Source organism: Shewanella sp. VB17 (genome assembly GCF_013248905.1).
Taxonomy (GTDB): domain Bacteria; phylum Pseudomonadota; class Gammaproteobacteria; order Enterobacterales; family Shewanellaceae; genus Shewanella.
Window position 1 is genome coordinate 1,059,805 of the sequence record NZ_JABRVS010000001.1, and the last position, 11,950, is coordinate 1,071,754.

Annotated in this window: 11 protein-coding genes; 6 read left to right on the top strand and 5 right to left on the bottom strand. The window is 40.5% G+C overall.

What is annotated here, in order from left to right:
- Positions 1–386: 386 nt before the first annotated feature.
- The 3 genes from HQQ94_RS04460 (at position 387) to HQQ94_RS04470 (ending at position 3,586) form a co-directional block, all read left to right on the top strand.
- Positions 387–2,120 (top strand): hypothetical protein, encoded by a 1,734-nt coding sequence (locus HQQ94_RS04460; protein ID WP_173293283.1) that lies wholly within the window; start codon positions 387–389, stop codon positions 2,118–2,120.
- 74 nt (positions 2,121–2,194) lie between these two features.
- Positions 2,195–2,608, top strand: coding sequence for a DUF3010 family protein (locus tag HQQ94_RS04465; RefSeq protein WP_173293284.1), 414 nt, complete (start codon positions 2,195–2,197; stop codon positions 2,606–2,608).
- Between the two features lie 123 nt (positions 2,609–2,731).
- Positions 2,732–3,586: a PA4780 family RIO1-like protein kinase gene (locus HQQ94_RS04470; protein ID WP_173293285.1), complete on the top strand. Its 855-nt coding sequence runs from the start codon at positions 2,732–2,734 to the stop codon at positions 3,584–3,586.
- 30 nt (positions 3,587–3,616) lie between these two features.
- On the opposite strand, the gene HQQ94_RS04475 is transcribed toward HQQ94_RS04470, so the two are convergent.
- From HQQ94_RS04475 to HQQ94_RS04485, 3 genes are all read right to left on the bottom strand, one after another.
- Positions 3,617–4,147 carry a redoxin domain-containing protein gene (locus HQQ94_RS04475; protein WP_173293286.1) on the bottom strand — a complete coding sequence of 177 codons (531 nt, stop codon included), beginning with the start codon at positions 4,145–4,147 and terminating at the stop codon, positions 3,617–3,619.
- A gap of 99 nt (positions 4,148–4,246) precedes the next feature.
- A complete protein-coding gene (locus tag HQQ94_RS04480) occupies positions 4,247–4,597 on the bottom strand; it encodes a hypothetical protein (RefSeq protein ID WP_173293287.1) in 351 nt (116 codons plus the stop codon).
- 101 nt (positions 4,598–4,698) lie between these two features.
- Entirely contained in the window at positions 4,699–5,553 is an 855-nt protein-coding gene (locus HQQ94_RS04485; RefSeq protein ID WP_173296516.1) for a phospholipase A, read from the bottom strand.
- Positions 5,554–5,960: 407 nt separating this feature from the next.
- On the opposite strand from HQQ94_RS04485, the gene cobA reads away from it, so the two are divergent.
- Positions 5,961–6,782 carry a uroporphyrinogen-III C-methyltransferase gene (gene cobA / locus HQQ94_RS04490; RefSeq protein ID WP_173293288.1) on the top strand — a complete coding sequence of 274 codons (822 nt, stop codon included), beginning with the start codon at positions 5,961–5,963 and terminating at the stop codon, positions 6,780–6,782.
- 18 nt (positions 6,783–6,800) lie between these two features.
- On the opposite strand, the gene HQQ94_RS04495 is transcribed toward cobA, so the two are convergent.
- Both HQQ94_RS04495 and HQQ94_RS04500 read right to left on the bottom strand, forming a co-directional pair.
- Positions 6,801–7,601 carry a TIGR03899 family protein gene (locus HQQ94_RS04495; RefSeq protein WP_173296517.1) on the bottom strand — a complete coding sequence of 267 codons (801 nt, stop codon included), beginning with the start codon at positions 7,599–7,601 and terminating at the stop codon, positions 6,801–6,803.
- Between the two features lie 84 nt (positions 7,602–7,685).
- The gene (locus HQQ94_RS04500) at positions 7,686–8,876 is read right to left on the bottom strand and encodes an MFS transporter (protein ID WP_173293289.1); all 1,191 of its coding nucleotides are present in this window, start codon (positions 8,874–8,876) and stop codon (positions 7,686–7,688) included.
- A 296-nt stretch (positions 8,877–9,172) separates the two neighbouring features.
- Between HQQ94_RS04500 and HQQ94_RS04505 the strand changes: the two genes are divergently transcribed.
- Positions 9,173–10,555, top strand: coding sequence for an acid shock protein (locus HQQ94_RS04505; RefSeq protein ID WP_173293290.1), 1,383 nt, complete (start codon positions 9,173–9,175; stop codon positions 10,553–10,555).
- A 130-nt stretch (positions 10,556–10,685) separates the two neighbouring features.
- A complete protein-coding gene (locus tag HQQ94_RS04510) occupies positions 10,686–11,861 on the top strand; it encodes an imelysin family protein (RefSeq protein WP_173293291.1) in 1,176 nt (391 codons plus the stop codon).
- The last annotated feature ends 89 nt before the right edge of the window (positions 11,862–11,950 follow it).

Here is an 11,950-nt window from a genome sequence, read left to right on the forward strand (position 1 = left end):
CGTCGGGATGCACAATAAACGCACTATTCTAAATTTTTAATCAAATTAAAGTGCCATTGTTCCCTGTATGAGCCGCTATCAGTTACATGCTTGCAACGATGTCATGGTCTACTTTCAATGGTAATATAGGCTTCATATAGTCATTGAGCCCATAAATGCCTTTAGAGAAGATGTTAGGGTATATATCAAAAAACGTGGCGACTTGATTCTGAGAGTTTTCCTGAGAATTTTGTTTTGGGTTGAAGTTAATTTAAGTGCAACAAGTGACTCCCTCTTTTTCAATTACGGCCTTGTTCAGCCATTCTACGGAAGCCCTGAGATGAGTAGCTTGAAGTCACTTGGTCATAAGCACACCTTAGATACAATAATGTTAATGGAGTTTATAAATGAAGAAGATATTAATTGCTGCCGCCGTGGTTGCGGCTGGTGCAGGTGCTTATTGGGCTAACCAACAAGGTGAAACAGCCAATAGTGACAGTCATTCTATATTAGCCTCTGTGCCTGCTGATACGCCATTCTTTGTAGGCCAATTAACCCCTTTTCCTATTAACGCTTATATCAACTCTATTTCTGATGGTTATCAAACTTATAACGATGATATGTTTACTGAGTTGAACAACTCTGATGATGCTAGATCTAAGTTTATGTTGAGTTTGGCGAAAACTTATATGAAAAGTATGAAAAGTGGCGATGAGTTTGTTGCAAGCTTTGGTCTTCCAGATAAAGTACATAGCTACTTTTATACTTTAGGTATGTTGCCTGTCATTAAGCTTGAAGTAGAAAAACCTGAAGCGATCTGGAGCGTGTTGGATAAGGCTGAAAAAGAGAGTGGCTTTACGCATGATAAGCGAAGCGTAAAGGGGCGAGATTATCGTGCCTATAAGCTGACTGATAAAGATGAAGATGTCAGTGTTGCACTCATTTTTGCGATTGCAGATGGCATATTGACAGTGACATTTGATACTTCTTTTAACGAACCAAGTACCTTAGAAACAGCGTTAGGGCTCTTACCTGTGTCACATTCTTTGGCGGATGCAGGTATCGTGGAAGATATCATCAAAACACATGGGTTTAGTGGAGACAGCATAGGATATATCAATCATCAAGAATTGATAAAAGCCATAACCACTAAAGATGGCAATCAATTAGCAAGGCAATTGACGGCTTTTGCTGAGCAAGAAGGGGAAGATCCTTTTGCTATGGTCCGATCTGAGCAGTGCCACACTGAGCTATCAGCGATTGCGACTAATTGGCCGCGTACTGTATTTGGCGCTAATAATGGGTCTATTAGTGAGACGCAAAGCAAGATAAACATGACCAGTATTATTGAGAGTAAAAATCAGGTAATGCTCGATGCACTTTCATCGATGAGGGGCTTTATCCCTGACTATATTCGCAATGGAAGCGACTCGGTATTTTCTATGGGGTTAGGCATTGAGCTGAACCAGTTTGTGCCTGCACTAACCTCAATATGGGATGAAATGTCTGCACCTAAGTATCAATGTCAAGTATTACAACAGGTACAAGAAAGCATGTCAGGTCAAAGTCCAGCAATGTTAGGTATGTTTACTGGGATGGCGAATGGTGTTAAAGGGCTTGCTGTCTCACTTATTGATTACCAGTTTAGCGATGATAAAGATAATCCGGCACTAAAAAGTGTCGATGCGCTTATAAGCTTATCTGCAGATAATCCAAGTTCGTTATTTAATATGGTGAAACCTTTTGTGCCGGAATTAGCGGATGTAAAGCTAAATGACAATGGTGATGCGATTGATCTTTCTTACCTACTTCCAGTGCCTGCAGAGTATGGCATTAAGCCTCAAATGGCCATTAAAGGTCATCATTTAGTGGTTTTTACTGGTGACGCTGGAGAAGCTAAAGCGAATGAACTTGCTAATGAAGCCCTAAGTCATAATGGCATTTATTCTCTTTCTGCTAATTATGGTAAGATGGTCTCTCCTCTCATCGCCTTGGCTGAGATGGCCGGAGAGCAGGTACCTGAAGAGTTGTCGATGATGGCAAATGATGACATGCAGATGACAATGGGAATCGATGTTAATCCTAATGGCATTGTGTTCGATTCATCTTTTGATAGTAAAATTGTACCATCTGGTCAGTAAGTTACCATGGTAAGATAGTAAAAAGAGCCAGCTAAGCTGGCTCTTTTTTTGACAATAGGGAGTGAGTTGATTTTATGTCAGTAACGGGAATGTTTTTAAAGGCCAATGAAGTTCGTCTGGTCACATTACTTGGTTCGCGTACAGATCACGAGCTGGTAGTATCTAACATCAATAAACTCATATTGATTAAAAACCCGAGTCAGAGCGATGTTGTTCAGTTCGGTGCTGCTATTAGCCGTTACTGTGCTGAAAATAATGTTAAACAGATAGTGGTCAATCGCAGAGCGACATCAGGTCAAGCTGCTGGTGGGGCGGGAACTTTTTTAATGGAAGGTATTATTTTAGCGCTCGCTACTGTAAAAGTTGACAGTGTTCATGCTGCAACAGTTAGGGCGACAGATAAAAAAGCCTCTGAGTTTAAAGGTATCAAGCCCAAAACCGTTGATCTTGGTAAAGCTTATGATTTAGCATTTGAATTTCTTATGTAATATTTTTATTTTTAGATCGATTAATATTTTTTTGTCAGATGGGATTTAATTTTAGTGGCATAATATTTAACAATTAATGGGTTTAATATTCCATCTCAGCCTTAAGTAAGGTATAAGGGCGCTATGAAAATTCCGAAACGTATCCAGCCTCTCGTAAATGAAGGCTTAGTAGATGAAGTCCTTCGTCCATTGATGAGTGGCAAAGAAGCCGATGTGTTCGTTGTCCGATGTGGTGACGATGTCCGTTGTGCAAAAATATATAAAGAAGCAGAGCAACGCAGCTTTAAGCAAGCAGTTCAATATAGAGAGGGGCGTAAGAGCCGTAATAGCCGCCGTGCTAGAGCGATGGAGAAGGGGTCTAAATTTGGCCGTGTAGAGCAAGAGTCAGCCTGGCAAAATGCTGAAGTCGATGCTTTATTTCGTTTAGATGATGCTGGTGTTCGCGTACCAAAGCCCTATGGCTGTTTCGATGGCGTACTACTCATGGAGCTTATTACTGATGATGAAGGCTTTGTTGCTCCACGATTAAATGATGTGACTTTGACCTTAGAGCAGGCTTTAGAGCAACATAAATCGGTAATGAAGGATGTGCAACGTATGTTGTGCGTTGGACTGATTCATGGCGATTTGTCTGAGTTTAATGTCTTATTAGATGGCACAGGCCCAGTGATCATTGATTTACCTCAAGCCGTTGATGCTGCAGCCAATAATAATGCTAAACGCATGCTTGAGCGTGATGTGAATAACATGACGCAATACTATGGTCAGTTTGCGCCTGAGTTACTCGAGACTAAATATGCCAAAGAGATGTGGGCACTCTTTGAGACTGGCAAACTCAACACTGAGACAGATCTAACTGGCAAGTTTATAGAAAGCAACAAACAAGCGGATGTCGGATCTATTCTTGCTGAAATTGAAGCTGCTTTTGACGAAGAGCAAGAACGTAAAGCACGTATAAGGGATGCTGACGAAGATTAAAATCTCTAGATCCTAGGATCTAGAGTGCCATTATTTAGCGCTTTTTTCTATGCCTAATGCTTGCAGGTTTGCGGCTATGTTTTCAGCCGCTGTTTCTGCATTGATGTCTTCATCTATTTTTAAAATTTTACCATTCTTACCTATGTAGAAAGTCATTCTGCTGGCTACACGAATAAAGTTCAGCACATCATAAGCCTTAGCGGTCTCTTTAGTTGGATCGCTTAACATAGGGAAATCGGCTTTTTGTTTTTTTGCAAAATCTTGATTGTCTTCTAAATCATCGACACTGGCCATCATATATACTGCATTATACTCACGGATGAGATGCCCTTTTTGAACCAGAGAGCGGCACTCAAGCGTACAACCATGGGTATTTGCCATCGGATACCAAGCGAGTACTACCGTTTGTTTCCCGAGGTAATCACTGAGTTGATAAAAATCGCCATCAGTCGATTGAAGCTTAAAATTTGGCGCGGTATCACCGACGTTAAGATCACTGGCCGTCACGGTTAGTGGGGTAGTAAATACTATGATTAATATCATGTTTAAAAAATTTTTCATATGCTCTATACCTGAGGTTTTTATTCTATTTTATTAGGTTACCACACTGCAGCTGGTGTCGAAGGTGGTGATAATTGGTGGCTGTTTATATGAATAACTCTAGGGTGTATTTTCGTTATTTGCTAGCTCAATGAGCATATTTGCGTAGTTCATCCAATCGATGATGAGTGACTTAATCAGCATGTTGGTCCCAGGATCGATATTCGACTCCAGTTGCTTAGCCGTTAAGGTTTCTACTATATGCCTTATGTCTAAAGGGGGGAGTTCAACCTTAAAATTGTCTCTGGGATTTGGGTTGTTATCTGCTTGAGGATTAATGGGATCGAACATCTGATTTTGTACAAGTAGGGCTAATGCCGGGTTTCTATCTCTTAACATAGTGACCGTCATGCGCAGTGCCCCACGATTGAAATTATTGGCTTTTTGTGTATATTTTTCTTTATTTTGCATGGTGAACCTTGCTCATTAAAATGTCTTTTTATTGTCAGTGACGTCGCTTATTATTTGTCGTGGCGATATGGATTTAGTGACAATAAAACTTGAATAATATATTACAGAATATCATTGATAGATACACCGATCCCAATGCGTTGGTTGTGCGTATTGTAATCAATGAGGCTCTCTCCATAGCCATTAAAATATTGAGTGTAAAATCTTAACTGGCCGATGATAGGGTAGCTCCATGTGGCTTCTATAGCACCATAATTAGGGTTGGATAAGTTGTTTCTCAGCATCATAGTAAATCGATGTTCATCAATACCGTATATACCGGTTAACTCAAGGTTACCCATGTAATCTATAATATCAGGGTTATCGTCTCCTTTAGGAGATGATGGTGTTTCTTTCTCATCTTCAGGTATACGCCACCACAGCTTTGTTGCTAAAGCAAACGGACCACTATCAAATATAGATGTAGCATAGAGACGGTTCCAACTTCGAGAAAGATCACCTGATTTACCATTGGATTGGTGTGCGAAGCCAATTCCCCAGAAGGAATGACGCAATAGGCCAATCTGCCCGTCATTACTGAACATCATAAATATTTCAGGTTCATGATTTGTTTCACGAAAAGGAGATGAAATTTCCTTGTTATAAACCTGCCAGTAAGATTGATTCGTGTAGGCCACAAAGAGGTGTCCATTATCACCAAAGACGTTATACATTAATGGGAATTTAAAACTAATTTGAAATTTTGCCTCCATATTATCGAGTGTGAATTGATGGTCAGCCGCTTCATTCTCAAAAGGTGCCATATTGGGACTCGTATTATAAGTTACAGGTAAAATATAGTTAACGTTATGGGGTGTCATGACAAAGGGCAGCTCAGAAGTCGCGAGCTCATCGTTGACGCGATCATCGACTAGTGATGTTTTATCTATAGCTTCATCCGTATTCATTTGCTTCATTGTTATGACTCGGTTGTCGGATGTGTGTTCTATGTTCATATCTTGAGCATTAACCCGTGAGGGGGAAAAAGTAATGAATAGCAGCATTAAGACTAAGTTCTGTAATGTTTGTATGGTTTGCTTTCTCATCAATGATCCATCAAAAATAACCATTATTCTTTATAAAACAGATGTTACCTTTATGCGCTCAAGTTTGGTAGTTGTTGTTTGTATATTTGTTTATTGTTTTTTGTTTGTGTTTTTTTTCTGGTGTGAATGGCGTTTGATTAACGATTTATTTGTTGATGTTAAATGATGATAGTTACTTTTTAATAACTAAAAGGAATAAAGAGTAAGAAATAACTATTTATTAAGTTATTAACTGACGAGTATATTTCACTCTACAGAATCATGTGTGGGGCAGTGAGATGGACGTAGTAAAATTACCAGGTCAACAATCGGGTGGTAAAGTGTGGTTAGTTGGAGCTGGACCTGGGGATGTTGAGTTGCTTACTCTTAAGGCGTATAGGATTTTAAAAAGTGCTGATGTGGTGCTTTATGATGCACTTGTTAGTAATGAGATTATGGCACTTGTCCCACAACATGCTGAAAAGATTGCGGTAGGAAAACGCGCAGGAAAACACAGTGCTGCTCAAGGTGATATCAATCAATTATTGGTCACCAAAGGTTTTACACGTAAGAATGTGGTTCGATTAAAAGGCGGTGATCCTTTTATTTTTGGACGTGGTGGAGAAGAGCTACAAAGTCTGGTTGAAGCTGGCCTTGAATTTGAGGTCGTTCCGGGGATAACCGCTGCCAGTGGTACATCTGCTTATGCTGGGATCCCATTGACACATAGAGATTGCGCCCAAGGTGTTTCTTTTATTACCGGCCATTGTCAATTAGCGAGTCGACCTATGGATTGGCAAGGTTATGCAAATCCCAATAATACCTTGGTTATTTATATGGGGATCCTTAATGCTGGTGTGATCAAACAAGGCTTAATGGGCGCTGGACGGCAGAGTCATACGCCAGTGGCTATTGTTTCTAAAGCAACGACCGTTGATCAACGACGGTTTATTGGAACATTAGGGGAGCTTGATTTGTTAGCGTCTGATCCAGAGCTTAAAATGCCTGCTTTGATGATAATAGGTGAAGTTGTTGAGCTTGCCGATAGTTTGCATTGGTTCCAACCTCAAAATAAGATGAATATTGGGTCGATGAATTTTACATATGAAGATAGACTTTAGTTATGTTGAGTGTTGGATTTACTCAACTTTAAAATCTTTAGCAAATAGGTTGCGTATCGCTTTACCATATTCAGGATCGTATTTAGGTTGAATCAGTTGAGTTAACTCTTCGCCAATAGGTGTTAAGCGATAATAGTTAAATAATAGATGTCCGCTCTTGGGGGTGAGTGTCATTGTTTCTGACAACATTTTAATATTGATGGGATTTTTGTTGTTCAGTAAGCCTGTTTCAAACTCTCCACGATGTAATATGCCAACATCAACTAAGGTCAAAATATGAGAATAGGGCATGCCGAAGTTGGAAAAACCAATATTGATGGTCTCTGATTTGCGGAATATTTGACCAATAGCCCCTGTGTAGCGATAACCATTAATGAGTTTTAAACGAGACTCACCATTCATCTTAACCGCCATTCCCAGCGCTTTTTCAAAAATTAATGCTTCTTTATGGGTTAATTTTTTTAACGTTGAAAGTGTACGAAGACTAAAGTTGCCCGGTTTAGTGATCTCGTTAGCCAAGATGCGGCCCCATAATTCTTGCATCTTGCGATTATGGATTTGTTCCGCAAGTTGAAAGAATTGATGGGTCCAATCTGGATCAAGATCGACGCCTGTGATATCAGATGGCGTATGACTTAGGGCAATAGTGTAGATAGTTTCTAGATTTTGTTGGTAATGGCATAGGAGCTTACGCTGTCTGTGTTCAGCGCGTTCTGCAATAGACGAATTACTTGGGCGATATTCATCTTCGCTACTCAACCCAAGTTGGCGCCCTAATAATAAAGCTTTTTTAAGTGCCGATACATCAGGCTGAGCCATGTGTGTTTCACTTATTTTTGCCAATTACGCCCCCAGTGCCTCTATGTTATTTTTATTATTTTATTAAATAATAACTTAGTCTGTTTACTTAACAGAGATTTTATCTCTATTTTTTGAACTCATGCTCCAGTTTACCTCGTTTCCTTGTGCTGGAGTTGTGGGGATGTTGCTTGCTAAGAGTAGTGAGCAGATGGCAAAACCCGCACCGATATAGAATACCGCTTCTGGTGAATGGAGCCAAAGTAGTCCAAGTAGAGCGGGGATCACCACAGCGGCGATGTGATTAATGGTAAAACTGACGGACATTGTTGCTGCAATATCTTTTCGATCTGCTATTTTTTGGAAATAGGTTTTAATCGCAATGGCCATTGCGAAGAGTAAATGATCAATAACATAAAGAGCCGCAGCGGCTTCAGGCTTTTCTACTAATGCATAACTGATAAAAATGATAATTAAACCGATATATTCAATGGTCAGTGCATTACGTTCACCTATACGTCCAATAAAGCGACCGATAGCGGAAGCAAAGAATAAATTAACCACATAATTAATCAAAAATAAACTGGTAATTTCGGTGATGCTATAACCAAACTTTTCTACCATCATAAATCCAGCAAATACCATGAAGATTTGGCGTCTGGCACCGGAAAAAAAGACGAGTAGATAATAGAGCCAGTATTGTTTCCTTAAGATCACTTTCTTATGTTGCGCTTCGCCAATACCAAAACGAGGGAAATATACCGTAATGGTGATCACCATCAAGAGGCCTAAACATCCAATAAGTGCATACATCCAAACATAATCGAGTTTACACCAGCTCATCACCAGCCAGATACTGGCGTAACCAAAAAGTGCAGCTGCTGAACGCCAAGCTAATGCTTTGCCTAAGAAGCTAGCTGTCTCATTTTTGGTTACCCATTGTAGAGTGAGGGACTGGTTGATGGTTTCGAAGTAATGAAAACCAACAGACATCAGCACGGTGGTTAAATAGAGCCCAAGCACGTCAGGATAAAAACCTGTGATCGCAACGCCCACACATAGTACTGCCAATGACAATAAGGCGAATGATTGTTCTCGTAGCAGGATTAGAATAAAAATAGCACTAAAGGCGAGAAAGCCTGGAACCTCACGTAAACTTTGCAACATACCTATTTCAGCCCCAGTAAATGCTGCCCTTTCAATCACGAAGTTATTGAGTAGTACTTGCCATACCGAGAAAACCAGTGACATAACAAAAGTCATCCAGAGAAGCATTGTTTGTGGGTTTTTATTCATTGATTCATCCATGTCGTTACAGCTCATTATTATTCTATTATTTTTGCAGCTTACAGTCTTTTTTATGCTCTTCAAAGCTGATGGAGGGCAATCTGTGTGAATTAATATACTGGTTTACAACTCGAATCTATTCTTTTTTAGCTTGTTAACAGCCCTTTTTACTTTTTTATACATGTGTGAATGGTTCATGTTTTAATATGTAAGTGGTAGTGTAAATTTTAATGAAAATGATTCGTATTTGGTGTATTTTGTTTCGCAAGTTCAGGGGAGCTGTTAATTCAGTACGGATAAGATTGATGAAAACGAAGTTAAGTTTATTGGCGATATGTATTGCAGGTTTAAGCAGTAGTGCATTTGCAGCGCCAGATCCAGTTCAATTACAACAGGCGATAGCCAAACAAGAGTTAGCGCTTAAACAACTTAAGCAGGATTTAGCGGAGCTTGCAGCGCAGCAGAATGCCCAAGGTGCAGAGCAGAAAAAACACGCTGAAGCGACTGCCGTTACCAAACAAGAAGCCAGCAGTAGTAAATTCAGCAAATTCAGTTTTAAATCATACGGCAGCCTTAACTACATTAGTGATGAATATTATCAAAATGCACAAGATACGGATCCAGAGCGCCGTGCTCGTTTCGATCTTGAGCGTATCGTTACCGAATTTGGTTATCAGTTTAATGATGCATGGGATATGGAAGTCGAAATTGAGTATGAACACGGTGGTACAGGTAGCACACTAGAATACGATAGTTTTGATGAGTCTGGTGAATTTGAGTCAGAAATCGAGGCTGGTGGTGAGGTTGTGATTGAGAAGGCTCAGATTAGATACCGTCCAAGTGATGCCTTCGGTGTTAAATTTGGTAATATCCATCTTCCTATCGGCCTGTCTAGTATTTTGCATAAACCCGATCAGTACCTCACGGTATTGCGCCATCGCAGTGAAGCCGCCATGCTGCCTGCTGTTTGGAATGAAACAGGGGTTGGTGTCTTTGGTGCAGTGGCTAATTTTCATTATCAGGCACAGCTTGTCAGTGGATTAAATTCAGAGTATTTCAGAACTTATGATTGGGTCGCCTCAGGTCATCAGAAGCGATTTGAGTATGTTAATGCCGATGCTCTGGCTTATGCGGCTCGCTTGGATTATGGCAACTTTAAAGAAGGTAGCGCGCTGGGTGTGGCTTATTATTACGGCAATACGTCAGCAAATCGCCATCAGAGCAACAAGATAACCAGTGATGGCAGCGTGAGTATTCTTGCCCTGTCAGGGGCTTTCGTGCAAGGGCCTTGGATCCTGCGCGGTCAATATTTAAATGGCACGTTAAGTGATTCAAATGCGATCACTGAGGCCAACAAAACCACAACCGGGTTAAGGCCGGGTAACTCCACTCAACTGGGGTCAAAATCTGAAGCTTTTTTTGTTGAAGCTGGCATTGATTTAAGTCATTTCACCTCGATTCCTATGACTGTTTTTGCCAATATTGATTATTCAAACCCCCTTGCTGAAGTTGAAACGGGCACTGCCACTAAGCGTTATGAGAACACCTGGACCAGTGTGGGGATTAATTACTTTCCCATTGATGAAATTGTGATCAAGGCCGAGGTCGGTAAGCAGCAAGTGGCGGTGGCAGCGATACCAGACACTCACTTTTTTGCGTTGGGCGTCGGGTATCAATTCTCGTTATAACACCTCAATATTGCTCATCTATTCGTGTTGGTGCACTTTGACCTTAGGTAAAGGTGTCCAACTTGAATGGGAGCAGATGTAGATAATCTTACTTTCAGTACTAACTCAAAAATTTAAAATGGAGTTTAATATGACACAGTTTACCCACAGCATCATTGCCATGGCACTTATTTCAACCTTAACCGCATGTGGTGGCTCAGGCAGCGACGATACAGCTCCTACATCATCAACAAAACCGACCACTCCGGTAGCAACAGTTACAGAGTTTGAATTTTCAGCCACCGAGATGATCACTAATTTGACTGATGATGTGATTATCAGTGGTTATGCCACTTTGGCGCAAAAAGGTGAAGAGATGCTACTGGCGACTAAAACCTTAGTGACTAACAAAACTCAGGTTAACTTAATTGCAGCGCAAGCAGCGTGGACAGCAGCGCGTCAACCTTGGGAGCAAGGCGAGGCGCATATTTTTGGTCCGGTAGATTCACTAAATATCGATCCACACTTAGATGACTGGCCACTTAACACCTCCGATTTAACTGACGTATTGGCAAATAATTCAGGTTTCGATGCCAAAATGATTAAAGGTTTTAACGATGATCTGCAAGGTTTTCATACTATTGAATATCTATTATTCGGTGATGGTGTCCTTGATAATGAAAAATCTGTGACCGAGTTGACTGTAAAAGAGAGTGAGTACTTGGCGGCACTTGCTGAAGTGTTTCGTGATTATACTAAAATTTTAGATGATGCATGGCAGGTAAGCCATGACGGTCAAATAACTAGTAAGCCTTATGGTGATTTTCTTAAAAAAGCAGGCAGTGAAAACCACACAATTTATCAAGCTCAATTGGGGGTTATTGAAGAATTGATTAACGGCATGATAGGCATTGTTAATGAAGTGAGGTCCGCTAAAATAGCCAATGCTTCTCTGGCGTCTATCGCTCTTGCTAACACTTCTAAAGTGGAATCCCAGTATTCATGGAATTCCTTAACCGATTTTAGCGATAACATTATTGGTGTGCGTAACCTCTATCAAGGTGAGTTTGAGGGTGCTACTGACAAACAAGGGATCATCGATTTTGTTAAAGCCGCAGATCCGCTCTTAGCATTACGTGTTGTCGGTGAAATTGATGATGCCATTGCTAAGATTAAGGCCATTTCTGGCACTAATAATATGCCGTTTCGTCAGGCTATTTTAGATGTCGAAGGCCGGGTGAGAATTCAAACCGCGATTGATGCTTTATCTATCTTAGAAACCAGCTTAACAAATGATGTGCTTACACTGCTCAAAAAGTGGAAATGATAGCGTAAGGGTGATATTGACTTGATTAAAAAGGAAGGTGCTTCAATGGCCTTCCTTTTTATGTATAAAAAATTCAAACAAGAGAAACC